The following is a 26,821-nucleotide window of genomic DNA, read 5'->3' as shown; positions in this document are numbered from 1 at the left end:
GAGGAGACATCGACATGAAATGGCTGGACAACTTCTTCGAACGCAAGACCCGCACGGTGGCGCAGCAGAGTTCGCGCCGCGGGGCGCTGATCCGCATCGGCAAGCTGATGGTGGGGACCGCCTTCGTGCTGCCGGTGCTGCCGTTCGATCGCAGTGCCCAGGCTGCGGCCGGCGCTGCCCACAAGGCTGCCGCGGCCGGCAAGCCCGGCGACGAGGATTGCGAATACTGGCGCTACTGCGCGCAGGACGGCTACCTGTGCTCATGCTGCGGCGGCTCGTCATCGACCTGCCCGCCCGGCACTACGCCCTCCAAGGTGAGCTGGATCGGTACCTGCCACAACCCCGAGGACGGCAAGAACTACCTGATCAGCTACAACGACTGCTGCGGCAAGACTGCCTGCGGGCGCTGCCTGTGCAATACCAACGAGCGCGAGCGGCCGGCCTACCGCATGGGCGTGCACAACGACATCAACTGGTGCATGGCCAACGATTCGACGATGTTCCACTGCACGCTGGCCGCGGTCGTCGGGCTGGCCGACGGGGAAGGGTGAGGCGGTGATGAAGACGCTCCTTGCCATCCTGCTTGCCGCGCTGGCCTTGCCAGCGGCGGCGGCCGACGGTGCCGCGGTCTACGGTCAGCGCTGTGTCGCCTGCCACCAGGCGGGCGGCGTCGGTGCCCCCGGCCTGGCCCCCCCGCTGGCCGGCCAGCTCGCGCCGCGGCTGGCCACCGAGGAAGGTCGCGCCTATTTCCCGAGGGTGCTCGTGTCCGGGCTGTCGGGCCCGATCAAGGTCGGCGAGGAACGTTTCATGGGCGTCATGCCCTCGTTCGCTCAGCTCGACGACGAGGAGCTCGCGGCCGTCCTCAACACCGTGATGGGTGAATACAACGCGGCCGGCCTCCCCGCCGGGCACCGCCCCTACGAGGCGGCCGACATCGCCGCGGCGCGGGCGGAGAAGCTGGCGCCGCACCAGGTGCTGGCGCTGCGCAAGAAGGTGCTGGCCGCGCTTGGGGGCAAGCCATGAAGGCCGTCGCGCTTCTCGCCCTGTTGGTGGCCGGCGGCGCCTTGGCGGCAAGCGATGCGGTGGTGGCCCGGCACCAGTACATCCTCAACTGCGCCGGCTGCCATCAGGTCGATGGCCGCGGCGCACCGACCGGTGACGTGCCCACGCTGCGCGGGCAGCTCGGCCATTTCCTGAAACTGCCGGAGGGACGTGCCTTTCTGGTGCAGGTGCCGGGTACGTCGAATTCGGCACTCAACAACGCCGAGGTGACGCGGCTGCTCAACTGGATGGCAAACGCCTTTTCCGGCGACACCCTGCCGGCCGACTTCACGCCCTACACCGAGGAAGAGGTCACGCGCTACCGCAGCCATCCGCTCGAAGACGTAAGCGCGACCCGTGCGGCGATCGTCGCCTCGCTGGCCGCGCGCGGCATCACGATCAAGTAACTGCAAGAACCTAGACCAGGGAGAAACCCAAATGAATCTCGAACACTTCAGAAGGACCTGCTCAAAGCCGCTGGCATTCGCGCTGGCCGCGCTGCTTGCCAGCGGGGCCGGCGCCGCAGTCAGTGAGCAGGAGGCTGCCAAGCTCGGCAAGGAGCTCACCCCGGCGGGCGCTGAAATGGCGGCCAGTGCCGATGGTCAGATTCCCGCGTGGACGGGGGGGCTGACCAAGGCCCCAGCCGGCTGGAAGCCGGGCCATTCGGACCCCTACGCCGCGGACAAGCCGCTCTACAGCATCGATGCGAGCAACGTCGACAAGTACGCGGACAAGCTGCCCGAGGGGCAGGTCGCCTTGATCAAGGCCTACAAGGGCTATCGTCTCGATGTCTATCCGACCCGCCGCAGTTGCACCTTCCCGGACTGGTTCATGGCGCAGACGAAGAAGAACGCCACCTACGCCAAGACCAGCGCCGATGGCTGGAAGCTCGAGCAGGCGTATGGCGGTGGCCTTGCCTTCCCGATCCCCAAGACCGGCTACGAGGTGATGTGGAACTTCAAGACGCGCTACGTCGGTTCGGCCCGGCGCACCCAGATCTCCGCGATCCTCCCCGAGAAGGACGGCAGCTACACCGAGAACAAGCAGTGGTTCTATGACTGGTACCCATTCGTCGATCCCAAGATCAAGAGCCCGGCGGAGGTCGGTTCGAGCGAATCCAAGCAGATCTACGAGGTGCTGACCCCGCCGTCGCGCGCCGGCGAGGTGTATCTGATCCACACTTTCCATGACCGCGTCTCCGACGCCTGGATCTACTTCCCGGGGCAGCGCCGCGTGCGCCGTGCGCCGGCCTTCGCCTACGACAACCCGATCGCCGGCTTCGACAACCTCTACTTCGTCGACCAGATCAACATGTTCTCGGGCGCCATGGACCGCTACGACCTCAAGCTGATCGGCAAGAAGGAGATGGTCGTTCCCTACAACTCCTACAAGCTGATCGACAAGAAGAACAAGTTCAAGGACCTGCTCGGCCCGGATTTCACCAACCGCGACAAGACCCGCTACGAACTGCACCGCGTGTGGGTGGTCGAGGCGACCGTCAAGGCCGACAAGCGCCATTCCTTCGCCAAGCGCCGCTTCTACGTGGATGAGGATTCCTGGGCGCTGCTGCACGTGGATATGTACGACGCCAAGGGCAACCTCTGGCGGGTGCAGGAAGGCAGCCTCTGGGCCTCGCCCGACATCAAGGCCTGCGTGACCTTCGAGCAGCAGATGTACGACCTCGTCGCGCGTCGCTATGCACTCGACAACTGGACCCAGGAAGGCGACGTGATCGAGCTCGAGGCGGCCAACCGCGACAACTACAACGACGGCTTCTTCAGCGCCGATTCCATCCGCCGCATGGGCGAACGTTGATCGACAAGGGGATGAGGACATGACTACGCATGCATCGGTCCGCCGCGCGCGGACTCCGCAGAAGTCGCTTCTGGCGCTGACCCTCGGGGTGGCGCTGGCGAGTCTGGCAACGCCGTCGCAGGCGGTGCGCTTCGGCTCGGGCGACGGCATCAACGGCAGTATCGACAGCACCTTGTCATTCGGCTTCTCGACGCGCATGTCGGGCCGCGATTGCGAGATCATCAGCAACGACAGCGGCGGCTGCAACCGCGGCACCAACAACGAGCTGCAAAGGAAGCAGGGTGCCAACGGCTACGCCAATGCCGACTTCAACTACACCAACTTCGACAACGGCGATCTCAACTACAACAAGGGCGATGTATTCTCGGCTGCGGTGAAGGGTACCCACGAGCTGTCGGTGCGCGCGCCGGGCGGGCTCTCGGCGCTGGCACGGGTGACCTGGTTCCATGATTTCCAGGCCGACCAGACGCGCCGCACCGATGTGCACGAGTCGGCGACCGACGATGCGACGCTGCTCGACGCCTGGGTTGCCAAGGAGTTCTACATCGGCGACCGGCGCGCCAAGGTCAAGCTCGGCAACCAGGTGATCTCGTGGGGCGAGGACATCTTCCTGATCGGCGGTACCAACCAGATCAACGCTTTCGACCTGCAGAAGTTCCACGTACCGGGCACCCAGCTCAAGGAGATCTTCGTGCCGGCGCCGATGATCTCGCTGGCCAGCGGGGTGACCGACAATCTCGGCGTTGAGGCCTATTACCAGTTCCGCTGGAACGGCTTCAAGTTCGATCCGGTCGGCACCTTCTTCTCCGGCGCGGACGTGATCGGCAAGGGCCGCGGCGCGGCCTACCTGCCCACCTCGGTGTGTAACGACTTCGGTCTGCCGCTGCCCTGCGGTGACCATTCGGGGCTCTCGGATGCGGCGATGATGGCGAGCGGCACGGCGATTCCCTTCGTCGGCGAGAAGAAGCCCAAGAATGGCGGCCAGTACGGTATCAACCTGCGCTACTTCGCCGAAGAGCTCGACACCGAGTTCTCGTTCTCCTACCAGCGCTACCACGACAAGCTGCCCTTCCTCGGTTTCACCGGCAACAACACCGGCGCGGTGACCGGCTATTACGTCGCCTATGGCGAAGACAAGGATCTGTACGCGGTGTCGCTCAACACCAAGGCGGGACCGGTGGCGGTTGGCGCCGAGCTCTCCTATCGCCCGCGCGACAGTGTCGGGGTGGATCCGACGGTGCCGTTCGGCTCGCTGTTCGGTGGCGCCTTCGACAAGAACAGCGTCTATGACGTGGGTTCGCACCCGGGCTATGTCGAGGAAGAGAAGTGGCAGATGCACCTCACCGGCTTCTACACCTTCTCCCATAACGACACGCTGGGCGGGCTGGCCAAGGCGCTGGGCTCCTCCGACGGCTTCATCCTCACCGAGCTGGCGGTGGCGCACTATCCCAACCTCGACACCAGCGGGCACGTGCCGTACTTCCTGCCCAACTATGCGCTGCCCGACCGCACCTCCTGGGGCTACGTCTTCGAGATGGGCCTGAACTACCCGAACGCCTTCGATTCGGGCATCACCATGACGCCGCAGATCGACTGGTACCACGACGTGAGCGGCACCAGCCCGAACGCGATTCCCTTCGTCCAGGGGCGCAAGTCGCTGGCCCTGTCGGTGCTGTTCAACTACCGCGATCGCTGGAAGGGGGCGGTGCAGTACGTGAATTTCTGGGGTGGCGGCGACAACAACCTGATGAGCGACCGGGATTTCCTCGGCGCCAGCATCTCCTACTCGTTCTGACGTAGCAGGCCGGGCGCCCGCGCGGCGTCCGGCCCTCCCTGGATTCCAACATGATCGAGAAACTGGTACTTCGGCTGCAGCGCCTGTTCTTTGCGCATCGCCTCGCCACGCTGGCCGCACTGGCGGTGTTCACCGTGGTGATGGGGGCGTTCGCCGCACGGCTCACCATGTCCGCGGGCTTCGACAAGCAGCTGCCGCAGAATCACGAATACGTACAGACCTTCAATCAGTATCGCGACGTGCTGTTCGGCGCGAACCGCATCATCGTCACGGTGCATGCGAAGCACGGCGACATCTGGAACGTGAAGGCGATGACCCGCCTGTATGAGGTCACCCAGGCGCTGTTCTTCATGCCCGGCGTCGATCGCCGCACGGTGACCTCGCTGTGGACCCCGAACACCCGTGCGGTGCAGATCACCGAAGAAGGCATGAAGGCCGAGGATGTGGTGGGCGGCGACGTCACCGTCAAGTCGCTCACCCCCGAGGCGATTGCCGGCATCCGCGAACGGACCGTGATCGGTGGCTTCATCGGCAGCCTGGTGGCCAACGACTCCACCAGTGCGATGGTGGTGGCCGAGCTCGCCGACCCCGATCCGGCCACCGGCAAGCGGCTCGACTACCTCGATTTCAGCAAGCGCCTCGAGAAGGAGGTGCGCGACAAGTTCAGCGATGCCGACACGCAGATCCAGATCATCGGCTTCGCCAAGCAGATGGGCGACATCTCGGAGGGCGCGACCTCGGTGATCGAGTTCTTCGCGCTGGCCTTCGTGCTCACCGCCATCGCGGTCTATTGGTACACCCGCTCGCTGGCGCTGACCTTCCTGCCGTTGGTGTGCTCGCTGGTGTCGGTGGTGTGGCAGTTCGGCACCATCACCCTGCTCGGCTTCGGCCTCGACCCGCTGGCGGTGCTGGTGCCCTTCCTGGTGTTCGCCATCGGGGTCTCGCACGGCATCCAGCAGGTGAACTACATCGCCAAGGAAGTGATCAATGGCGCCGACGGCTACACCGCCGCGACGCGCAGCTTCTCCGGCCTGCTGGTGCCCGGCACGCTGGCGCTGATCACCGCCTTCGTGGGATTCGCCACGCTGGTGCTGGTGCCGATCCCGATGATCCGCGAGCTGGCGATCACCGCCTCGGTGGGCGTCGCCTACAAGATCGTCACCAACCTGATCATGCTGCCGGTGCTCGCCAGCTACTTCCGTTTCGACAACGCCTTCGTCGAGCGCGCGGGCCGCATGGAAGGCCTGCGCAACCGCCTCATGGCCGGCCTCGGGGTGCATATCGCCAATCCGCGCAATGCCGCGCTGGTGGTGATCGGCTGCACCGTGCTGTTCGGCGTGGCGGTGTGGCAGAGCCAGGGGCGTCACGTCGGCCACGTGCTGCCCGGTGCGCCCGAACTGCACAACGATTCGCGCTACAACCGCGACGTGGAGGATGTGGTGAGCCGCTTCGCGCTCGGCCTCGACCTGCTGACCGTGGTGGTGGAGACGCCCAAGGACGGCTGCTATCGATACGACACCATGGCCTATGTCGACCGCCTCACCTGGGCGCTCGCCAATGTCCCCGGCGTGCTCTCGGCGCAGTCCCTGCCAGTCATGGCCAAGCTCGCCAGCTCGGGCGTGAACGAAGGCAATCCCAAATGGGCCGCGCTGCCGCGCGAGGAACTCACCCTCGGCGAGGCGGTACGCCAGGTGCCCGAGGGCATGCGCCTGTTCAACGCCGACTGCACGGTGCTGCCGGTCAATCTCTATCTTGCCGACCACAAGGCCAGCACCATCAAGGAGGTCGTTGCGGCGGTGAAGGCATGGCGCAGCGCGCACCCGATGGAAGGGGTGACGGTCCGCCTCGCAAGCGGCAACGCCGGGGTGCAGGCGGCCACCAACGAGATCGTCGAACACTCCGAACTGCCGATGATGCTTTATGTATACGCCACCATCCTGGTGCTGGTTTTCCTGGTGTATCGCGACTGGCGGGCGATGGTCGCCTGCTGCGTGCCGCTCACCCTGGCGACCTTCCTCGGCTACTGGTTCATGAAGTCGCTCGACATCGGCCTCACCGTGGCGACCCTGCCGGTGATGGTGCTGGCGGTAGGCATCGGGGTGGACTACGCCTTCTACATCTACAACCGCCTGCAGATGCACCTGGCCCACGGCGAGGACATCGTCACCGCCTTCAAGCAGGCGCTGCGGGAGGTCGGCGTGGCCACGGTGTTCACCGCGGTAACGCTGTCGATCGGGGTCGCGACATGGTCCTTCTCGGCACTCAAGTTCCAGGCCGACATGGGCATGCTGCTGACCTTCATGTTCATGGTGAACATGATCATGGCGATCACCCTGCTGCCGGCGCTGGCGGTCACCATCGACATGCTGATTCCGCGTCGCGGCCCGGTCCGCGCACCGCTGATGGCTCACTGAAAGGAAGCGACATGAAACGCAATCTTGTGGCCGCGGCGCTGCTCTGCGCGCTGGCGGCGAGTGCCGGCGCAGCCGATGCACCGCAGCCGGCGGTGCCGGCAATCTCCGCGCGGCTGGCCGCGCGGGTACCGATCACCGCGATGAGCCGTGCCGGCGACACGCTGGTCGCCGTGGGCGACTACGGCACCGTGGTGCTCTCCAAGGACAACGGCAAGAGCTGGAAGCAGGCGCATTCGGTACCGGTGTCGAGCCTGCTCACCGCAGTCAGCTTCGCCGACGCCGAGCACGGCTGGGCGGTGGGCCACGGTGGGGTGATCCTCAAGAGCGAGGACGGCGGCGAGAACTGGGTTTTGCTGCAGCGTGTCGCCGACGAGCCGGTGCTGCTGTCGGTGAGCTTCGTCTCGCCGGAGCACGGCTTCGTCGTCGGCGGTTATGGCACAGCGCTGCAGACACGTGACGGGGGCGCCAGCTGGACGAAGCTCAAGGTCGGCGAAGGCTACGATGCCGACCTCCACTTCAACCAGATCCTCGCGACCCGCGATGGCAGCCTGCTGATCGCGGCGGAAAGCGGCGCGGCCTTTCGTTCGCGCGACGACGGCGCGACCTGGACGCGGCTGCAGACCGGTGCTACCGGCTCCCTGTGGGGCGGCCTGCAGCTCAAGGACGGCGCATTGGTACTCTACGGCATGAGCGGCCGGGTGCTGCTCAGCAGGGATGGCGGAAACACCTGGAAAACGATTTCGAGCGATACGGAACAGGCTTTCGCCGCCGCGGTCCAGTCAGGGGACGGGCAGCTGGTGCTGGTCGGCGGTGGCGGTGCGGTAGCGGCCCTCGCCAGCGGCGCCGAACGTCTGTCGGTGAACATCCGCGAAGATCGCCAGAACCTGGCCGCGGTGGCCGTGGCCGCCGACGGCCATGTGCTGATGGCCGGGCAGAACGGCATCCTCGACGCGGAAACCAAGAAACCCTGAACGCATAGGAGTGCACATGCTGGAACGACTGGTCAGTCTGCTCAAGGGCGAGCTCAAGGCGGAGGGCAGCGAGCGCGGCCCCTTCGAGCGACGCATGATTGCGGTGGCAGCCCTGCTGCTGGAGGCGATGCATGTCGATCACGTCGACAGCCCGGCCGAGCAGCAGCGCGTGAGGCAGCTGCTGCGCGAGCGCTTCAGCCTGCGCGACGAGGCGGTTGATGAACTCGTGGACATCGCCGAGCAGCGTTTCAGCGAAGCGCTCGACGACTGGGAGTTTGCCGAAGCGGTGCGGGTCGGTTTCGGTATCGCCGAGCGCCAGGAAATCCTCACCATGCTGTGGGAGGTGGCCTATGCCGATGGCCAACTGCTGCAGCTCGAGGACATGCTGCTCGAGCGTCTGGCCCCGCAGCTCGATCTTCCCGAGGAGGCCTCCGAGGCCGCGCGCGCCGAGGCGGTGGCGCGGGCCGGCCTCATGCGGGCACGCCGCGACGGGCAGTAGCGGTATCGCGGGTGGTTTCGTCCATCCGCATTCTTTCATCATAAGACGCAACATCAGGAGACAGTGACATGCAGCTATACCCCGAGCATCCGGTCGGCGAGAACACGCGCGCATTTCTCGAGCGTGCCGGAAGAATGTTGATCGGCGCCGACTGGGTCGGTGCCGCCAGTGGCGAGACGCTGGCGGTGATCGATCCGGCCAGCGGCGAGACCTTTGCCCGGGTCGCCGCGGGCGATGCGGCAGACGTCGACCGCGCAGTGGCGGCCGCACGCAAGGCTTTCGAGCACGGCGAGTGGTCGCGTGTCCGCCCGGTGGACCGCGAACGGCTGTTGCTGCGCCTCGCCGACCTGATGGAGGAGAACGCGCAGGAGCTCGCCGAGATCGAGGCGCTCGACAATGGCAAGCCGGTGACCATGGCGCGCCATGTCGACGTGGCGCTGGCGATCGATTTCATGCGCTACATGGCCGGCTGGGCGACCAAGATCGAAGGCTCGACGATGGAGGTTTCGGTGCCGCTGGTGCGCGACCGTGAGTTCTTCGGCTTCACCCGACGCGAGCCGGTCGGCGTGGTCGGCGCAATCATTCCGTGGAACTTTCCGCTGCTGATGGCTGCGTGGAAGGTGGGGCCGGCGCTCGCTACCGGCTGCACCATGGTGCTCAAGCCGGCCGAAGAGACGCCGCTGACCGCGCTGCGCTTCGGCGAACTGGTGCTTGAGGCGGGCTACCCGGCCGGCGTGCTCAACATCGTGCCCGGTCTCGGCCACACCGCCGGGGCGGCGCTGGCGGGCCATCCGGGCATCGAAAAGGTGGCGTTCACCGGTTCCACCGAGATCGGCAAGCTGGTCGGCAAGGCCGCACTCGACAACATGACCCGCGTCTCCCTGGAACTTGGCGGCAAGAGCCCGGTGATCGTGCTCGACGACGCCGATCCGGCGGTGGCGGCAGCGGGCGCGGCCCAGGCGATCTTCTTCAACCAGGGGCAGGTGTGCACCGCGGGTTCGCGGCTGTTCATTCACAAGAGCCGTTTCGACGACGTGGTCGAGGGGCTGTCCGGCATCGCTGCGGGCATGAAGATCGGGCCGGGTATCGATCCGTCGACGCAGATCGGCCCGCTGGTTTCCTCGGTGCAGCAGAAGCGGGTCATGGGCTACATCGATAGCGGCTTCGAGGAGGGCGCCCGGGCGGCGACCGGCGGTGCGGCCGGTGACGGCCTCGGCTTCTTCGTCAAGCCAACGGTGCTGGTCGATGTGCGCGACGACATGAAGGTGGTGCGCGAGGAGATCTTCGGTCCGGTCGTGGTGGCCTTGCCCTACGAGGACCTCGACGAAGTGGCGCGGCGCGCCAATGACACGCCGTACGGACTGGCCGCATCGATCTGGTCGAACGATTTGTCGCGGGTGCATCGCCTGATTCCGAAGATCAAGGCGGGCACGGTATGGGTCAATTGCCACAACATGCTCGACAGCGCGATGCCCTTCGGAGGCTACAAACAGTCGGGTATCGGACGCGAGATGGGCCGTGCGGTCATCGACCTCTATACCGAGTCGAAGTCGGTCGTGATGATGCTCTGATTCTCCCCTCGTGCAGCCGCCTCGGTGGCTGCTTGAGCTTTTTGCCGCCTTGCCGCTGCCGTGATTCCTCCTCCGGCATCGACACGGCGGTTTCTTTTTTCGGAGGGAGGCCGCCTGGGCCGGCTGCGTCAGGCGCTGCCGAAATGGCGGCCGGAGACGTGCGGGCGCGACTGACCATCGGGCCCGTAGGTGGCCGCGGGCTGTTCGGCTGCGGCCAGCAACACCGCCAGCGCCTGCTGGTTGTGCTGCATGCGCTGGGTGATGAGCCGGCCGTTGAGGGCATTGAGGGCGTGCGCTTCGCTGGCGAGATCGAGTGTGTCCTGCCACTGGGCGAGCGCTGCGGGATTGCCCTCGAGAATTCGCCGCATCACTTCCGCATCCGGCTTGAGCCGGGCCGCGGCGAGCAGGCGGGTACGTTCGTCGGCGGTAAACTGCAGGCGCCGGTACAGCTGGGTCTTCTGTCCGGCCAGGGCCATCAGGGCATCGACGTCGCCGTCGAGCAGGAGGGCCTGCTCCTGACCGAGCAAGGCGACAAAATCCCTGAGCAGGACGTTTTCGTCCTGCACAAGGCGCGCCATGCGGGTGCGGTCGATACCGGGTGTCACGCTCGGCCGGGTTGCGCCTGAAGCATCTGGCGGACGCTCTCGATCAGACCGTCGGCGACCTTCTCGGCATCGACCTTGAAGCGACCTTCGCTCATCGCTGCCTTGATTTCATCGACGCGGGACTGGTCGACCACCGGCGTTGCGGAAATCGTTGCCTCGGCCTGCTGGAGGCTGGAGGACAGCGATGACAACTGGACCTGCGCACCGGGCGCGGCGGAAGCGGGCGCGCCTGCCGCACCTGCCGGCTTGGCCCGGTTGTCGCCGCCGACGTTACCGAGCGACTTCATTGAATTGTCGATTTTCACAGCTTTAACCTCTCTCACGGTTTGGCTGCTCTAACGGCAGGTCGATGGCGGAACTTTAGTCCATTTCCCGCCGCGTGTGGGTACGGAGCTTGGAGAGGCGCAGGCAAGCAATCGTTCAGCGGCCGACCTCGACGACGCCATCGGGCCGTGCAATCCCGCTGATCACACGCCCGCTGGCGAGCCGTACCTTGACCACCTGGCCGGCGGCTGCGCTGTTCAGTGCCTTGCCCTCGTTGCTGACGCTGAAGCCGGCGCCGTTGGTGACGACCCGTACCTGGTCGCGCTGCCTCACCACCGGCGGCAACAGCAGCATGCCCGCACGCAGGGGCTGGCCGGCGGCCACGGCGTATCGCATCGGGTGGCCGATGGCCTGGACGGGGTCGGAGAGGATGTCGCCGGGCAGCGCCGCGATATCGCCATGTGCGCGGTCAAGGTCCTCCGGGCCGAGCGTCTGGCGGGCGGAGAGTGCCCGTGCGGTGGTCAGGTAGTCGGCCTGGACCCTGACCCGCGACGGCACGTAGAGGGTCCAGTTGGCGGGCGCGATGCAGCGTACTCCGACCGTCACCGCACCCCAGGCTCTTGCACCGGCCGGCAGAAAGGCCTGGAGCTGGCGGCAGGGCGGGAGCTGGTTGCGATCGTCGATGCGCCCGGTCTCGATGACGACTTCACCTGCAAGCCCCGCGGTCTGTTCGCCGAGGAATCGTTCGACGACTTCCCTGACCGGCGCTTCGGGCTGGCGCGCCATGACCGGTGGGGCGAGACAAATCAGCAAGGCCAGAACGGAACGGCGGGTGCTTACATGTTTCATGGTGCCATTTGACCATGGCGGGCAGTGCCCGGGCCCGCCGAACAAACCGGTAAATGCCCGCCAATTCCGGCTTCCGCGCCTGCTTTGCCGCAAGGGGGCAAGCGGAAGAAACAATGGACGTGCGCACATGCGCGCGAGGAGGGCGACGTTATTCGCCGCGGCGGCAAAAGCTGCCGGCCGGCTTGCCGCATTGCCGGCAAAACGGTCTGAATTGGATGGTTTTTAAGGGTTTTATCGGGTGATGAGGCGTGACAAGCGGGTCGTAGCATGGCTGGCATGGAAGGTGCATTAGGCAGTACGACAGCCGACGAACCTGATTGCGGCAAGTGCGGCGAATACTTGAGGTAAAGATCATGTCGAACTCGATCAACTCCGATCTCGCGTTTCATCAGCAGGCACTCAATACACGTGCCTATCGGCAGCAGTTGCTGGCGTCCAACATCGCCAATGCCGATACGCCCAACTACAAGGCGCGTGACATCGATTTCGGCAGCGCGCTCAAAGGCGCGCTCGGTTCGCGCATGGGGCCGCTCGCCCTGGCTACCACCAACGCCTCGCATCTGCGTGAGGCGGCGAGCAACCCGCTCGATGCCATGGCGCGCTTTCGCACCGAGCGTCAGGGTGCCGTCGATGGCAATACGGTCGACATGGATGTCGAACGCAGCGCCTTCGCCGAGAACGCGGTCCATTACGAAGCCAGCCTGACCTTCATCAATGGTCTGCTGCGTACCATGCAGCAGGCGATCCAGGGCTGAGGGAGGCGGATCATGAGCATGCTCAACGTTTTCCAGATTGCCGGTTCGGCGCTGACGGCACAGTCGGCCCGGCTCAACGCCACCGCCTCCAATCTCGCCAATGCGGACAGCGTTACCGGTTCGGACGGGCAGCCCTACAAGGCCAAGCAGGTGGTGTTTGCGGCCAAGCCGGTGGCGGGCGGATCGGGTGTCGGCGTCGAGGTCACCCAGGTGGTCGAGAGTGCCGCGCCGATGCGTCTGGTCTACGACCCGGCGAGTCCGGCTGCAAACGGCGAAGGTTACGTGGAGATGCCGAACGTCAATGTGGTCGAAGAGATGGTCAACATGATCTCCGCTTCGCGCGCCTACCAGAACAACGCCGAGATGATGAATACCGCGCGCACGCTCCTGCAACGCACCTTGCAGATCGGCCAGTAAGCGCCGGCACGTACAAAGGACTGAATCATGGCAACCACATCGACCACCGCGCCCGGCACCGCCGCTGCCGACATCTATGCTTCGCTGGCCCGTGCGGCGGAGAAGAAGGATGCGACTGCGACCGACGAGGCGCAGACCAATTTCCTCACGCTGCTGACGACCCAGCTCAAGAACCAGGACCCGCTCAATCCGCTCGACAACGCTCAGGTCACCTCGCAGCTCGCGCAGATCAGCACGGTGGATGGTATCGAGCGTCTCAACCAGACGCTCGCGACGATGATGGACGGCATGCTCGGCAGCGAAACCATGCAGGCAGCGGCGCTGGTCGGGCGCTCGGTGCTGGTGCCCGGCCAGCATCTGACCCTCGGCGAGGGCGGGGCGCTCGGCGGCGTGACGCTCGACGACGCGGCCACCGATGTGACCGTGTCGATCATGGATGCCACCGGACGAGAGGTCGCGGTGATCAACATGGGCGCGCTGGAAGCCGGCACCTATGCCTTCCGCTGGGACGGCACCGCCATCGACGGCAGTGCCGCGGCCGGTGGTCGCTACTCGGTTGCGGTGAAGGCACTCGCCGACGGTGAAAAGGTAACGGCACAGACGCTCGAGCAGGGCACGGTCACGAGCATTACCCGCGGTACCGCCGGGGTCGCCGCCGAAGTGGGTTCATTGGGCATGTTCGGCATGTCCGAGATTCGTCAGATTCTCTGATTCAGGAGTCGGAAAATGGCTTTCCAGCAAGGTTTGAGCGGACTCAACGCGGCATCCAAATCCCTCGACGTGATCAGCAACAACGTGGCCAACTCTGGCAACGTCGGCTTCAAGTCGGGCAACACGCTTTTTGCCGACGTCTATGCGGCGGCGCTCAACGGCGCTTCGGCCGGGACCCAGGTGGGTATCGGCACGACGATCGGCGGTGTGAACCAGCTCTTCTCGCAGGGCAACATCACACCGACCAACAATCCGCTCGACATCGCCATCAACGGCTCGGGTTTCTATCGCGTTACGGAGCCCGACGGCGGCGTCGCCTATACCCGCAACGGCCAGTTCGACGTCGACAAGGACGGCTTCATCGTCAACGTACAGGGCTATCAGCTCACCGGCTACGGTGCCAACGCCGCCGGCGTGATCCTGCCCGCCTCGCCGACCAGCCTGCAGATCGACACCGCGGACCTGACGCCGAACGTCACCTCGCAGATCCTTGCCGGCCTCAACCTCGACTCCCGTGCGCCGGTGTTCGGTACCGGCTCTGCGGTCTTCGACGAGACGGACCCGACCACCTACAGTTCATCGACCTCGGTGTCGGTGTTCGACAGTCTCGGCAATGCGCACGTGACCACCCTGTATTTCCGCAAGGCCGCGTCGGCCACACCCGATGTCGGCACCTGGGAGCTTTACACGCAGGTCGATGGCGCAGCTGCTTCGACCACGCCGATCACGCTCGAATTCAACAGCTCCGGCGCGTTGAACACGACGATGCCGCTGAGCCTGGATATCGACTTCGACAACGCGGCATTCGGCGGCGCGCCCGACATCACCGGTGTCGAGCTCAACTTCACCGGCAGCACCCAGTACGGCAGTCCCTTCGGGGTCAATCGCCAGACCCAGGACGGCTACGCCTCCGGGCGCCTGTCGGGGATCACCGTGGGTCAGGACGGAACCATCCAGGGACGCTATTCCAACGGTCAGTCGCGCAATCTCGGCCAGGTGGTGCTGGCCAACTTCCAGAGCACCAATGGCCTGATCTCGCTGGGCAACAACCTGTGGGCCGAATCGCCCGACTCCGGCCAGCCGCTCATCGGCACGCCGGGCAGCGGCAGCCTCGGCACCCTGACCGCCGGCTCGGTGGAGGAGTCGAACGTCGATCTCACCGCCGAACTGGTGAACATGATCACCCAGCAGCGTGCCTACCAGGCCAACGCCCAGTCGATCAAGACCCAGGACCAGGTGCTGCAGACCCTGGTGAACCTGAGGTAAGGCGCGCCGCGCCGGGCCGGCAGCACACAACCGATAGCGAGCATCGATAATGGACCGACTCATATACACGGCAATGACCGGGGCGAAACATACCCTCGGTCAGCAGGACGCGGTCACCCACAACCTCGCCAACGCGACCTCAACCGGCTTCCGCACCGAGATGCACCGCCTGCGGGCGGTCGAGGTACAGACCGAGGCGCCACTGCATACCCGGGCTTTTGCCGTGGATGCGTCGGTGGCCACCGATTTTTCCACCGGGCCGCTGCAGCAGACCGGTCGCGCCTACGACGTGGCGGTGCAGGGCAAGGGCTGGCTCGCGGTGCAATTGCCCGATGGCAGCGAAGCCTATACGCGCAATGGCAGTCTCGAGGTGTCGGCGAACGGCATCCTGCAGACGCGTGACGGCATGCCGGTGGTGGGCGGTGGTGGGCCGATCACGATTCCGCAGGACAACGAGATCGTCATCGGCCGCGACGGCTCGATCTCGGCAGTGCAGAACACCGGCGCCCGCAACGCAGTGAACATCGTCGGCCAGCTCAAGCTGGTCAATCCGCCCGAGGCCGATCTGGTGCGCGGCGAGGATGGTCTTTTCCGGCTGCGCAGCGGCGAGCCGGCAGCGGTGGATGAAAGTGTCCAGGTTGCCGGCGGCTACCTCGAGGGCAGCAACGTGAATGTGGTCGAGCAGATGGTCACGATGATTTCGCTGGCCCGCCAGTTCGAAATGCAGACCCGCATGCTGAGCAACGCCGAACAGAACGACGCGGCCGCCACGAAGATGCTCGGCACCGGCTGAGCTGCCTGATTTAGGCCGGTTTCCGGCCGGTTTTCGTGCCTTTGCTGCGCGGTTCGGCGATTTAGCATGAAAGCATGGAATCGCGGGTCGGCAGGTGCCGCCCGCACATCGAATCTCTAGACCAGGAGTACCGCCATGATCCGCTCGCTCTGGATCGCCAAGACCGGACTCGATGCCCAGCAGACCCAGCTGGACGTGATCTCGAACAACCTCGCCAACGTCTCCACCGCGGGGTTCAAGCGCTCGCGTGCGGTATTCGAAGACCTGATCTACCAGAACCTGCGCCAGCCCGGCGCCCAGAATACCCAGCAGAACCAGATCGGTTCGGGCCTTCAGCTGGGCACCGGCGTGCGTCCGGTGGCCACCGAGCGCATCCATACCCAGGGCAACCTGAGCCAGACCGGCAACGATCTCGATGTGGCGATCAGCGGCGAAGGCTTCTTCCAGATCACCCAACCCGACGGCACCACTGCCTACACGCGCGACGGCTCGTTCCAGCGCGACAGCACCGGGCAGTTGGTCACCGCCAGCGGCTATCCGCTGGCCGACGGCATCGTGATTCCGTCCGACGCCCAGTCGGTGACCATCGGCAAGGACGGCACCGTCAGCGTGACCCTGCCGGGTACCGCGACGGCAACCCAGATCGGCACCATCCAGGTCGCCACCTTCGTCAATCCGGGCGGTCTGCAGAGCGTCGGCGAGAACCTCTTCGTCGAGACGGCCTCGAGTGGCAATGCCTCGCCCAACACCCCCGGCCTCAATGGCGCCGGCGTGCTCAACCAGAAATACATCGAAACCTCCAACGTGAACGTTGCCGAGGAACTGGTGAACATGATCCAGACCCAGCGCGCCTACGAGCTCAACTCGCGCGCGGTGCAGACGTCCGACTCGATGCTCGGCCGTCTGACCCAGCTCTGATCGCAGGTGGCAACGGGAACGTCGATGAAACGCTTCAGTGACCTTCTCCTGCTCTCACTGGCGCTGCTGAGTGGCTGCGCCAGCCTGCAGTCGACGCCGCCGACCGCGGTACACCAGCCGATGAGTGCGCGGCCCCAGCCACGCTCCGAGATGGCGCCGGCGAACGGCAGCATCTACCAGGCGACGTTTACCCGACCGCTGTTCGAGGACCGTCGCGCGCGGCTGCTCGGCGACACGCTGATCATCAACCTGGTCGAGCGCAATACCGCGACCAAGGCCTCGGACGCGAGCGCGAGCCGCGCATCGACGCTCGATGCCGGCATCTCGGCGGCAAACAAGGTGCCGCTGGCCGGTCTCGCAGGCTTGAGCGTTTCGGGCAACAACACCTCGGATTTCTCGGGGCAGGGTGCGGCCGCGGCCAACAATGCCTTCAATGGCACGATCTCGGTCACGGTCATCGAGGTCTATCCGAACGGCAACCTGCTGGTGTCGGGCGAAAAGCAGATTGCGATCAACCAGGGCAACGAGTTCATCCGCTTCTCCGGGGTGGTGAACCCGAGCCAGATCACCACCAGCAACACCGTACAGTCCACCCAGGTGGCCGACGCCCGCATGGAATACAAGGCCAGCGGCTATATCAACGAGAGTCAGGTGATGGGCTGGCTGCAGCGCTTCTTCCTCGCCGTGCTGCCATTCTAGGGAAACCGCTCATGACCTCCTCGCGATGCTTCCTCACGACCCTGCGCCGAGTGGCAGTGGTGCTGTCCGTGTTCCTCGCGCTGGTGCCCGCAGCCAGGGCCGAGCGCCTCAAGGACCTGGCCTCGATCGCCGGTGTCCGCGACAACCAGCTGATCGGCTACGGTCTCGTGGTGGGCCTCGACGGCAGTGGCGACCAGACCACCCAGACGCCCTTTACCGTGCAGAGCATCATCAACATGCTCGGCAACATGGGTGTGACCATGCCGCCGGGCACCAGCCTGCAGCTCAAGAACGTCGCCGCGGTCATGGTCACGGCCAACCTGCCGCCCTTCGCCCGGCCCGGTCAGCAGATCGACGTCACGGTGTCATCGATGGGCAATGCCAAGAGCCTGCGTGGCGGCACCCTGCTGATGACCCCGCTCAAGGGCGCGGACGGCCAGGTGTATGCGCTTGGCCAGGGCAACGTGGTGATCGGCGGGGCGGGGGCGTCGGGCGGCGGCGCCTCGAAGACCATCAATCATCTCTCGGCAGGGCGCGTCCCGGGCGGCGCGACTGTCGAGCGCAGCGTACCGACCGCGCTCGGCCAGGGCGAATTCGTGCATCTCGAACTCAACGACAACGACTTCGGTACCGCGCAGCGGGTGGTCGATGCGATCAATGCGGCGACCTTCCCGGGGACTGCCCAGGCACTCGACGGCCGGACCATCCAGGTGCGCGCGCCGCAGGATTCCACCAGCCGGGTGGCCTTCATCGGCCGACTCGAGGGGCTCGACGTCACGCCGGCGCAGCAGGTCGCCAAGGTGATCGTCAATTCGCGGACCGGCTCGGTGGTCATGAACCAGGCCGTCGCGTTGCAGAACTGCGCGGTGGCGCATGGCAACCTCTCGGTCACGGTCGGCACCGAGACCACGGTGAGCCAGCCGAATCCCCTGTCCGGCGGGCAGACCGTGGTCGGACAGCGCGGCAACGTCGACGTCCAGCAGGCAGGCGCGAGCCTCATCAACGTCAAGTCCGGCGCGAACCTGTCCGAGGTGGTCAAGGCGCTCAACGCGGTCGGCGCCAATCCGATGGATCTGATCAGCATTCTGCAGGCGATGAAATCGGTCGGTGCGCTGCGCGCCGAGCTCGAGGTGATCTGATGCGCGCCGGGTGCGCCTCGACGCAGTCGTCCCGCGGTCCTTGCGCGAGGCGCAGCGAATGAACACCCTTGACACCGCCAACGCCCTCGACCCAAGAAGCTTCAACGAGCTCAAGCGGCTCTCGAAGGAAAACTCCCCCGCGGCGATCGGTGCGGCGGCGAAGCAGTTCGAAGCCCTGTTCCTGCAGATGGTGCTCAAGTCGATGCGCGATGCCGGGCCCAAGGACGGTCTCATGGATTCGGAGCAGACGCGGATGTTCCGTTCGCTGCTCGATCAGCAGCTTGCCATCCAGATGGCGGGCGCCGGCGGCACCGGGCTGGCCGAGGCGATTGCGCGGCAGCTTGGCGGCACGGTCGGTTCAGCCCCCGGTCAGGCGGGCGGCAGCGGCGAGATCGCGGCAGGCTTCGACGCGCTCGCCGGTGCGGCAATCCGGCAGGCGGCAAAAGCTGCCGCCGAACGGCAGGGGAGCGGCGAAGGCTTGCCGGCAGATGCCGTCACCGAGGCGTTTTCCGGCATCGACGCTGCCGCCATCCCGCAGGGTGCTAGGGAGTTTGTCGGGAAGCTGTGGCCGCATGCCATGGCCGCCAGCCGCGAGACCGGCATTCCGGCGCACTTCATGATTGCCCAGGCGGCGCTCGAGACCGGCTGGGGCAAGGCCGAGCTCAGGCATCAGGACGGGCAGCCCAGCTACAACCTCTTCAACCTCAAGGCCGGGCGCAGCTGGCGCGGCGAGACGGTGGCGCTCGACGCGCTCGAATACAGCAATGGCCAGGCGATACGCGAGCCTTCGCGGTTCCGCTCCTATGGCTCCTACGCCGAGGCTTTCCGCGACTACGCTCGTCTGCTCAAGGACAATCCGCGCTATTCGGAAGTGCTGGGCCAGCAGGATGCGGCGGGGTTTTCGCGCAGTCTGCAGCAGGCCGGCTATGCCACCGACCCGATGTATGCCGACAAGCTGACCCGCATCATCGGCGGCAATACCTTGCGTACCGCGCTCGGCGGATAGTCGATTCGTCGACCTGGCAAAGGTTTTGCTTTGGAGTGACGTAAACACCCAGGCAAACGGAGTACACCCACCATGGCCAGCCTTCTGAACATCGGCGTCACCGGTCTCAATGCCGCCCAGGCAGGCCTGGTGACGACGGGCCACAACATCTCGAATGCGGCAACCCCAGGGTTCACCCGCCAGAGCGTGGTGCTGGGTACCCAGCAGCCGGTGTTCTCCGGTGGCGGGTTCTTCGGGCAGGGCACCCAGGTCGAAACCGTGCGGCGCAGCTACAGCGCGTTCCTCGAGGGGCAGGTGCTCAGCGCCGACACCCAACGCTCCCAGCTGTCGGCCTATTCCGAGGCGATCGCGCAGATCGACAACCTGCTCGCCGATCCGGAGGCCGGTCTGTCTCCTGCGCTGCAGTCGTTCTTCGACGGCGTTCAGGAAGTTGCGGCCAACCCCAGCAGCATACCTGCGCGCCAGTCGATGATCTCGAGCGCCAACTCGCTGGTGTCCACATTCCAGTATCTGGACGGGCGCCTTTCCGACATCCGTGATGGCGTCGAGGCCCAGATCGCGTCCACGGCGACCGAAATCACTGCCTACGCCAAGGAAATCGCGGACATCAACCATCGCATTGCCGTGACCGAATCGGCCGGCACGAGCCAGCAGGCCAACGACTTGCGCGACCAGCGCGATACCCTGATTCGCGACCTCAACCAGTACACCCGGGTCACGACGGTCACCGAGAGCGACGGTTCGATCTCGGTCTTCATGGGCAGCGGCCAGCCGCTGGTGATCGGCACGACCGCCAGCACCCTGGTGGCCCAGTCCTCGAAGGCCGATCCGGGGCGTCTCGAGATCGCGCTCAAGACGCCGGGTGGCGGATCGGTGACGATGCCCGAGTCCTTGCTCGATGGCGGACGGCTTGGCGGCCTGCTTGCCTTCCGCAGCGGCAGCCTGGACAGCGCGCAGAATCAGCTCGGGCTGATCGCGGCCGGCGTGGCGCTTACCTTCAATGCCCAGCATCGTCTTGGCCAGGACCTGGACGGCGCGCTCGGCGGAAGCTTCTTCGGCGAACTCAGCCCCTCGGTGCTCGGCATCGACGGTGCGAGCAGCAATGTGACCGTCGCCTATGGCGATCCGGCCGGCCTGACCGGTGACGATTATCTGCTTACCATCACCGGGGCCTCTAGCTTCACGCTCACGCGGCGCTCGGACGGCAGCGCGGTCAACGCCGCCGACGTGGGGCTGGACATCACGCTCGGCGCGAGCGTCACGCCAGGTGAGCGCTTCCTCATCCAGCCTACCCGCAGGGCCGCCCAGGACATCTCGGTGGCGATCGTCGACACCCGGCAGGTGGCCGTGGCGGATCCGGTACAGGTCGCCGCCAGCAACAGCAACGCCGGGACCGCCAAGATCAGCGCGGTGGCTACGACCGACGTGAGCGGCATGGATGCCGTCGGGGTGCCGGATGGCAAGCCCGACTTCTCGGACATCGTCCTCACCTACGATGCCTCCGTTCCGGGTTTCAATATCAGCGGTGCGGCAACGGTCGGCCCGCTGGCGTTCGACCCGGCGACCGATTCGGCGGGTAAGGACTTCACCATTACCGGCCCGGGCGGTTTCAGCTTCAGCTTCCGCCTGGCGGGCACGCCGCAGGCGGGCGACTCCTTTACCTTCTCGACGAACGACGGTGGGGTGTCGGACAACCGCAATGGCGTGGCGCTGGGGGCCTTGCAGCTCGACAAGACCATGCTGGACGGCAAGGCCAGCTATCAGTCGGTCTATTCGCAGCTGGTGACGACGGTGGGAACCAAGGCGCGGGAAGTCCAGATCGGCGAGAAGGCCCAGACCAGTCTGCTGGAGCAGGCGACCATCGCCCGTGATTCGGTCTCCGCGGTCAACCTCGACGAGGAGGCGGCGAATCTGGTGCGCTACCAGCAAGCCTATCAAGCATCGGCCAAGGTGATGTCGATCGCCAATACCTTGTTCGACGAAATTCTCGCGATCTCGCGATAGGAGCAGACGTCATGCGCGTGACCACAGGCATGATCTTCAATAGTGGCATCAACGCCATCCAGAAGCAGACGGCCTCGCTTCTGGAAACGCAACAACAAGTCTCCACCGGCCGGCGGGTCGTTTCGCCGTCGGATGATCCGATCGCCTCGGCACGCGCGCTGGAGGTACGTCAATCCAGGTCGGTCAACGCGCAATTCACAGTCAATCAGGGGGCGGCCCAGGATGCCCTGGCGCTTACCGAAAGCAGTCTCGGTTCGGTGGAGGATCTGCTGACCTATGTCCGTACGCGGGCCGTGGAGGCCGGCAACGGGACCTACAACCAGAGTGAATTCGAGTCGCTCGCTGCGGATCTGCGCGGGCAGTTCGATGCGCTGATGGGGCTGGCCAACAGCCGTGATGCGGCCAACGGCTATCTGTTCGCGGGATACAAGACCGATACCCAGCCTTTCGTGGGCGATCTCTCCGGCGTGAGCTACCAGGGCGATCAGGGCGACCGGACGCTGCAGGTTTCGACTGCACGCAATCTGCCCATCAGTGGCAACGGCAACGAGCTGTTCGTCAATATCCCCGGTGCGGGTGCCGGTCGCGACGTGTTCTCGATGATCTCCGACTTCATCACCGCGCTCGACTCGGGTACCGGTGTGGCGGCCGCGGCCGGCACCGCCATCGACGAGATGGATCTCGCTCTCGACAATGTGCTCGCCAAGCACGCGGCGATCGGCTCGCGGATGGTCGAACTCGAGTCGCTGAGCGCCATCGGCTCGGACCTCGATGTCCAGTACGCAAGTACCTTGTCGCGCCTGATCGATGTCGATTACGCGCAGGCGATCAGCGATCTGACCATGCAGCAGGGCTATCTGCAGGCGGCCCAGCAGTCTTACCTGCGAGTCACCGGGCTCTCGCTGTTCAACTACCTGAGCTGACTGCCGCGGAGCCGCTAATGAGGGGCATTCGAATCGGACGCGTTGCCGTACTGTCCTTGAGCCTGGCGTTGCTGGGCGCTTGCAGCACTTCGCCTCCGCTTGCCACGAGCACGCTGGTGGCGCCCGCCAGCGTGGCAATGATGCTGCGCGGGAATCTTTCCGGGCAGACCCTGCTGGCGACCGGCGTGGCCTATCTCGCCTACGATCCGCTCGCGCCCAACTGGGAAATCGTCGAGCAGCCGTCGGGCGAGGGGCGATACGTCATGCTGCTGCGACAGCGCAGCATCAACAGCGGTGGGGACGGCGAAGCGCGTCAGGTGCTGGCAAGACGCGCGAACGTCCTGATGCGCGACGGCGGCTACAGCAGCTACCAGTTGTTGCGTCTCGAGGAAGGAGTGGAATCGACCCGACCGTTTGCCCAGCGGGTGGCTGAGGCCGAAATCCGCCTGCTGCGTTCGACGACCTGGCCCGAGTTCTGATCGGGCTCAGGTTCCGGACGGCTTCTCCGTCGCGGCCCGGCGCTCGTTTTCTTCATGGCGGCGCTCTTCGTGGCGACGTTCCTCGGCATGCTGCTTCTTCTCTTCGGCCTGCGCGCGCCGTTCCTCGGTGCTGGGTTTCCGTTCGCCCGGTGGGGCAGGGTCGACCAGGGCGATGATGGTCCAGCCCGGGCCCGGTTCCAGCGGCATCGTGGTGTTGAAGACCTCCAGCTTGCCTTTCGGGTCCAGTGCGAACAGCGGTACCGCGCGTTCGCCATGCATCTCGTGGAAATTTTCGAAAGTGAAGGCCTCGGAAAGATTGGTACGACGGATTTCCGCTCCGCGGTGCACCCGCCGGGAGAGCTCGACGAAATTGGCGCCCTCGATGAATGCCGAGCGGCCGTTGGCCATGGTGCTGGTCCGGGTACGGCCGTTGCCCGCCCCGCTGCCCTTGCTGCCCACGGGCAGGGCAAAGACGTTCTTCGCGCCGAAATCGCCCTTGAAACGGGTGCACGCCAGCGCATTGAGGTGCTCGTCCGCGGTCAGCGCGAGCAGCCGCCCGAGACCGGAGGTGTCGAGATAAAGCTCCGCATGCTCGGACAGCGGCGTGCCGTAGTAGCTCTTGAGGCCGGCCATGCGGGCGCGCGAGACGTTGTCCCAAAGGGTGTCGGTGAGCGTCACCTTGATCTTTTGCTGCTCGAGGGCTCCCGCGATCGTGCGCGCCAGCGGATTGGCTCCGACGATCAGGAATCCGCTCGAATCCGGTTCGGAAACCCTGAGCAGGCGTGCCAGGGGGCCCGCCGTCAGGCTTTGCAGCACGACTGTGCCGATGATGATCACGAAGGTGATCGGTACCAGCAGATCGGCACCCTTGTAGCCTTGTGATTCAAGCTTGATCGCGAACAGTGCGCTGACCGCTGCGGCAACGATGCCGCGAGGCGCGATCCAGGCCAGCAGCGCCCGTTCGCGCCAGCTGAGACTCGAGCCCCAGGTGGTATAGGTGACCTTGAGCGGACGTGCAATGAACTGGACGACCAGGAAGACACCGACCACCGCCCAACCCAGTTCCGCAAAGCTGCCGAAATCGAGCCGTGCGGCAAGCAGGATGAACAGTACCGTGATCAGCAGCAGGCTGAGACTTTCCTTGAATTCGAGGATTTCCTCGATCGGCACGCCCTTGCGGTTGCCGAGGTAGATGCCCATCACCGTGACCGCGAGCAGGCCGGATTCCTCGGCGACCGCATTGGACACGGCAAAGGCGCCGAACACGGCGGCGAGCGTGGCGACATTGAAGAGATAGGCCGGCAACCAGTCGCGCCGCAGTGCGAGCCCGAGCAGGTAGCCGGCAGCCAGGCCCACCAGTGTGCCCATGCCGATCAGGGTGAGGAAGACGATCAGGGTCTGGCTGAGCGCGCCGCCGGCCTCCGACGAGACGATGAACTCGAATACCAGCACCGCCAGCAGGGCTCCGATCGGGTCGATGACGATCCCTTCCCAGCGCAGGATGTTGGCGATCTTGGCATTGGGGCGCACGGTGCGCAGCATCGGCACGATCACGGTCGGTCCGGTGACCACCATGATGGCCCCGAAGAGCAGGGCAAGCCCCCATGAGAACCCGACGAGCCAGTGGGTGGCGATTGCGGTAACGCCCCAGGTCACGAGGACCCCGCTGGTGACGAAGCGGCGAACCACGCGCTCCAGGCCCTGGATCTCTGCAAACTTGAGGGTCAGGCTGCCTTCGAAGAGGATCACCGCCACCGACAGGGAGACGAAGGGGAACAGGAGGTCGCCAAGCAGCGCATCCGGATCGAACCAGCCGGCGACCGGGCCGATGAGGATGCCGGAGAGCAGCAGGAACAGGATCGCCGGCAGGCGGACGCGCCATGCCAGCCACTGGCAGGCGCCGCCGAGTGCCATCAGGCCGGCAATCGTGAGAATCATGTGTTCGGTCATGGGCGAAGTATATTGTGCAAAGCAGCAATTCCTGAAACTGTCGAGGGCATGATAACCGCTCGGGGTGATTCGGCCGCCAGGCGGGGGAGGGCTCGGGTAAAATGCGCGGCCATGTCCCGCGCCAGAGAAATCCTTCAGCACGTCTTCGGCTACCCCGCTTTCCGCGGTGAGCAGGAGGCCATCGTCGAGCACCTAGCGGCCGGCTCGGACGCGCTGGTCCTCATGCCCACGGGGGGCGGAAAGTCGCTCTGCTACCAGATTCCGGGGCTGATGCGGAATGGCACTGCGGTGGTGGTCTCGCCGCTGATCGCGCTGATGCAGGACCAGGTCAGTGCGCTCAAGGAGGCCGGCGTGGCTGCGGCCTACCTGAATTCGAGCCTCGATGCGGAAACCGCCTGGCAGATCGAGCGCGAGCTGATCGCCGGCCGCCTCGACATCGTCTATTTCGCGCCCGAGCGGTTGGTGAACCTGCGCACGCTGGCGATGCTCGACCGCTTGTTCGAGGACGGGCGGCTGGCCTTGTTCGCCATCGACGAAGCGCACTGCGTGTCGCAGTGGGGGCACGATTTCCGACCCGAGTACCTGCAGCTTTCGGTCATCGCCGAGCGCTACCCGGGGGTGCCGCGCGTGGCCCTCACCGCCACCGCCGATGCGCGCGGTCGCGAGGAAATCGCCGAGCGCCTGCATCTGACCGGGGCGCGGCGCTTCGTCTCGAGCTTCGACCGGCCCAACATCCGTTACCGCATCGCCGACAAGGACAACCCGCGCAAGCAGTTGCTGGCCTTCCTGCACGAGCATCGTGGCGAGGCCGGCATCATCTACTGCCTGTCGCGGCGCAAAGTCGACGAAACGGCGGCCTTCCTGGTGGCGGAGGGGATCGACGCGCTGCCCTATCATGCCGGTATGTCGTCGTCCGACCGGACGGCCAACCAGCTGCGTTTCCTGCGTGACGATGGTCTGGTGATGGTGGCGACGATTGCCTTCGGCATGGGCATCGACAAGCCGGACGTGCGTTTCGTCGGCCACCTCGACCTGCCCCGCTCGCTAGAGGGCTATTACCAGGAGACTGGTCGTGCCGGCCGCGACGGGCTGCCGTCGGAAGCCTGGATGGTGTGGGGCGCTGGCGATGTGGTTCAGCAGCGGCGCATGATCGAGCAGTCAGAGGGCAGCGAAGACTTCAAGCGCCAGGGCATGGCCCGGCTCGATGCGCTGGTCGGCCTCGCCGAAGCGACTTCATGCCGGCGGCAGATCCTGCTCGCCCATTTCGGCGAGGCGTCGGGGCCCTGCGGCAACTGCGACAACTGCCTCGACCCGCCACGCACCTGGGATGCCACCGATGCGGCACGCAAGGCGCTTTCCTGTGTGTTTCGCACCGGCCAGCGTTACGGCGCAGGGCATCTCATCGACGTGCTGCGCGGCGAGGAAACCGACAAGGTGCGCGAGCGTGGCCATCACCAGGTGACCACCTTCGGCATCGGCGCCGACCTCGATGACAAGGTGTGGCGTGGCATCTTCCGGCAACTCGTCGCGCGGGGCCTGTTGGGCGTCGATCACGAGCGCTACAACGCGCTGTTCCTTTCCGACCAGGCGCGCCCGCTGTTGCGGGGCGAGACCGAGTTCCTGTTGCGGCTGGCGCCCGAGAAGAAGCGCGGCCGGCGCGAGCCACGTTTCTACGGACGCGACGCGAGCAACGACGGATTGCTGGAGCGCCTGCGTGCCTGGCGTACCGACACCGCCAAGACGCGCAACGTGCCTGCGTACGTGATCTTCCACGATGCCACGCTGATGGAGATCGCCCATGTCCGGCCGGGCTCCATCCGCGAGCTGTCGGGGATCTCCGGCGTGGGTGATCGCAAGCTGGAGGCCTATGGCGAGCAGATCCTCGCGCTGGTGCAGGAAGAGGCCGCAGCCGGGCTTGCCTGAGCACGGCAGGTCGA

26 protein-coding genes are annotated in these 26,821 nt (G+C 65.6%); 22 read left to right on the top strand and 4 right to left on the bottom strand.

Annotation, left to right across the window (positions count from 1 at the left end; genetic code table 11):
- The first annotated feature begins 14 nt into the window (after positions 1-14).
- From GQB03_RS07715 to GQB03_RS07675, 9 genes are all read left to right on the top strand, one after another.
- Positions 15-551: a methylamine dehydrogenase light chain gene (locus tag GQB03_RS07715; protein ID WP_159686942.1), complete on the top strand. Its 537-nt coding sequence runs from the start codon at positions 15-17 to the stop codon at positions 549-551.
- Between the two features lie 7 nt (positions 552-558).
- Positions 559-1,023 (top strand): c-type cytochrome, encoded by a 465-nt coding sequence (locus GQB03_RS07710; protein WP_200832140.1) that lies wholly within the window; start codon positions 559-561, stop codon positions 1,021-1,023.
- Complete coding sequence (locus tag GQB03_RS07705; protein WP_159686936.1) at positions 1,020-1,448, top strand: c-type cytochrome; 429 nt, start codon at positions 1,020-1,022, stop codon at positions 1,446-1,448. Before GQB03_RS07710 ends, GQB03_RS07705 begins: the two co-directional genes overlap by 4 nt.
- 31 nt (positions 1,449-1,479) lie before the next feature.
- Positions 1,480-2,856: a DUF1329 domain-containing protein gene (locus GQB03_RS07700; protein ID WP_159686933.1), complete on the top strand. Its 1,377-nt coding sequence runs from the start codon at positions 1,480-1,482 to the stop codon at positions 2,854-2,856.
- Positions 2,857-2,875: 19 nt separating this feature from the next.
- Positions 2,876-4,651: a DUF1302 domain-containing protein gene (locus GQB03_RS07695; protein WP_159686930.1), complete on the top strand. Its 1,776-nt coding sequence runs from the start codon at positions 2,876-2,878 to the stop codon at positions 4,649-4,651.
- A gap of 50 nt (positions 4,652-4,701) precedes the next feature.
- Positions 4,702-7,065: an efflux RND transporter permease subunit gene (locus GQB03_RS07690; RefSeq protein WP_159686928.1), complete on the top strand. Its 2,364-nt coding sequence runs from the start codon at positions 4,702-4,704 to the stop codon at positions 7,063-7,065.
- An 11-nt stretch (positions 7,066-7,076) separates the two neighbouring features.
- Positions 7,077-8,036: a WD40/YVTN/BNR-like repeat-containing protein gene (locus tag GQB03_RS07685; protein WP_159686924.1), complete on the top strand. Its 960-nt coding sequence runs from the start codon at positions 7,077-7,079 to the stop codon at positions 8,034-8,036.
- Between the two features lie 16 nt (positions 8,037-8,052).
- Entirely contained in the window at positions 8,053-8,535 is a 483-nt protein-coding gene (locus GQB03_RS07680) for a tellurite resistance TerB family protein (protein WP_159686921.1), read from the top strand.
- Between the two features lie 68 nt (positions 8,536-8,603).
- Positions 8,604-10,106: an aldehyde dehydrogenase family protein gene (locus GQB03_RS07675; RefSeq protein WP_159686918.1), complete on the top strand. Its 1,503-nt coding sequence runs from the start codon at positions 8,604-8,606 to the stop codon at positions 10,104-10,106.
- 128 nt (positions 10,107-10,234) lie between these two features.
- Here GQB03_RS07675 and GQB03_RS07670 read toward each other — a convergent pair whose 3' ends face one another.
- The 3 genes from GQB03_RS07670 to flgA all read right to left on the bottom strand — a co-directional run bounded on the left by GQB03_RS07670 (position 10,235) and on the right by flgA (position 11,824).
- Positions 10,235-10,711, bottom strand: a complete 477-nt coding sequence (locus GQB03_RS07670) for a flagella synthesis protein FlgN (protein ID WP_159686915.1) — start codon at positions 10,709-10,711, stop codon at positions 10,235-10,237.
- Positions 10,708-10,998 carry a flagellar biosynthesis anti-sigma factor FlgM gene (gene flgM, locus GQB03_RS07665; protein ID WP_159686912.1) on the bottom strand — a complete coding sequence of 97 codons (291 nt, stop codon included), beginning with the start codon at positions 10,996-10,998 and terminating at the stop codon, positions 10,708-10,710. The genes GQB03_RS07670 and flgM overlap by 4 nt, the downstream gene beginning before the upstream one ends.
- 133 nt (positions 10,999-11,131) lie before the next feature.
- Complete coding sequence (gene flgA, locus GQB03_RS07660) at positions 11,132-11,824, bottom strand: flagellar basal body P-ring formation chaperone FlgA (protein ID WP_159686909.1); 693 nt, start codon at positions 11,822-11,824, stop codon at positions 11,132-11,134.
- A gap of 353 nt (positions 11,825-12,177) precedes the next feature.
- On the opposite strand from flgA, the gene flgB reads away from it, so the two are divergent.
- The 12 genes from flgB to GQB03_RS07600 all read left to right on the top strand — a co-directional run bounded on the left by flgB (position 12,178) and on the right by GQB03_RS07600 (position 22,934).
- Positions 12,178-12,579 carry a flagellar basal body rod protein FlgB gene (gene flgB, locus GQB03_RS07655; RefSeq protein WP_159686904.1) on the top strand — a complete coding sequence of 134 codons (402 nt, stop codon included), beginning with the start codon at positions 12,178-12,180 and terminating at the stop codon, positions 12,577-12,579.
- 12 nt (positions 12,580-12,591) lie between these two features.
- Positions 12,592-12,996: a flagellar basal body rod protein FlgC gene (gene flgC, locus GQB03_RS07650; RefSeq protein WP_159686899.1), complete on the top strand. Its 405-nt coding sequence runs from the start codon at positions 12,592-12,594 to the stop codon at positions 12,994-12,996.
- Between the two features lie 27 nt (positions 12,997-13,023).
- Positions 13,024-13,707: a flagellar hook assembly protein FlgD gene (locus tag GQB03_RS07645; protein WP_159686894.1), complete on the top strand. Its 684-nt coding sequence runs from the start codon at positions 13,024-13,026 to the stop codon at positions 13,705-13,707.
- Positions 13,708-13,722: 15 nt separating this feature from the next.
- A complete protein-coding gene (gene flgE, locus GQB03_RS07640) occupies positions 13,723-14,973 on the top strand; it encodes a flagellar hook protein FlgE (RefSeq protein ID WP_159686892.1) in 1,251 nt (416 codons plus the stop codon).
- A 49-nt stretch (positions 14,974-15,022) separates the two neighbouring features.
- Positions 15,023-15,766: a flagellar basal-body rod protein FlgF gene (gene flgF / locus GQB03_RS07635; RefSeq protein ID WP_159686890.1), complete on the top strand. Its 744-nt coding sequence runs from the start codon at positions 15,023-15,025 to the stop codon at positions 15,764-15,766.
- 135 nt (positions 15,767-15,901) lie between these two features.
- Positions 15,902-16,684 (top strand): flagellar basal-body rod protein FlgG, encoded by a 783-nt coding sequence (flgG, locus tag GQB03_RS07630; RefSeq protein WP_159686888.1) that lies wholly within the window; start codon positions 15,902-15,904, stop codon positions 16,682-16,684.
- A 24-nt stretch (positions 16,685-16,708) separates the two neighbouring features.
- Positions 16,709-17,383 carry a flagellar basal body L-ring protein FlgH gene (locus GQB03_RS07625; protein ID WP_159686885.1) on the top strand — a complete coding sequence of 225 codons (675 nt, stop codon included), beginning with the start codon at positions 16,709-16,711 and terminating at the stop codon, positions 17,381-17,383.
- Positions 17,384-17,394: 11 nt separating this feature from the next.
- On the top strand, positions 17,395-18,522 hold the full coding sequence (locus GQB03_RS07620) for a flagellar basal body P-ring protein FlgI (protein WP_159686884.1): 1,128 nt from the start codon (positions 17,395-17,397) through the stop codon (positions 18,520-18,522).
- 58 nt (positions 18,523-18,580) lie between these two features.
- Complete coding sequence (gene flgJ, locus GQB03_RS07615) at positions 18,581-19,528, top strand: flagellar assembly peptidoglycan hydrolase FlgJ (RefSeq protein WP_159686881.1); 948 nt, start codon at positions 18,581-18,583, stop codon at positions 19,526-19,528.
- A gap of 72 nt (positions 19,529-19,600) precedes the next feature.
- Positions 19,601-21,532 (top strand): flagellar hook-associated protein FlgK, encoded by a 1,932-nt coding sequence (gene flgK, locus GQB03_RS07610; protein ID WP_159686878.1) that lies wholly within the window; start codon positions 19,601-19,603, stop codon positions 21,530-21,532.
- An 11-nt stretch (positions 21,533-21,543) separates the two neighbouring features.
- Positions 21,544-22,455, top strand: coding sequence for a flagellar hook-associated protein FlgL (flgL, locus tag GQB03_RS07605; protein ID WP_159686875.1), 912 nt, complete (start codon positions 21,544-21,546; stop codon positions 22,453-22,455).
- A 17-nt stretch (positions 22,456-22,472) separates the two neighbouring features.
- The gene (locus GQB03_RS07600; protein ID WP_159686873.1) at positions 22,473-22,934 is read left to right on the top strand and encodes a hypothetical protein; all 462 of its coding nucleotides are present in this window, start codon (positions 22,473-22,475) and stop codon (positions 22,932-22,934) included.
- 6 nt (positions 22,935-22,940) lie between these two features.
- On the opposite strand, the gene GQB03_RS07595 is transcribed toward GQB03_RS07600, so the two are convergent.
- Complete coding sequence (locus GQB03_RS07595) at positions 22,941-24,872, bottom strand: cation:proton antiporter (RefSeq protein ID WP_200832139.1); 1,932 nt, start codon at positions 24,870-24,872, stop codon at positions 22,941-22,943.
- A 123-nt stretch (positions 24,873-24,995) separates the two neighbouring features.
- On the opposite strand from GQB03_RS07595, the gene recQ reads away from it, so the two are divergent.
- Positions 24,996-26,807 carry a DNA helicase RecQ gene (recQ, locus tag GQB03_RS07590; protein WP_235026983.1) on the top strand — a complete coding sequence of 604 codons (1,812 nt, stop codon included), beginning with the start codon at positions 24,996-24,998 and terminating at the stop codon, positions 26,805-26,807.
- Positions 26,808-26,821 lie beyond the last annotated feature (14 nt).

The sequence above is a fragment of the Cognatazoarcus halotolerans genome (genome assembly GCF_009800965.1).
GTDB lineage: Bacteria > Pseudomonadota > Gammaproteobacteria > Burkholderiales > Rhodocyclaceae > Cognatazoarcus > Cognatazoarcus halotolerans.
This window is presented reverse-complemented; position numbering and strand designations above follow the sequence as displayed.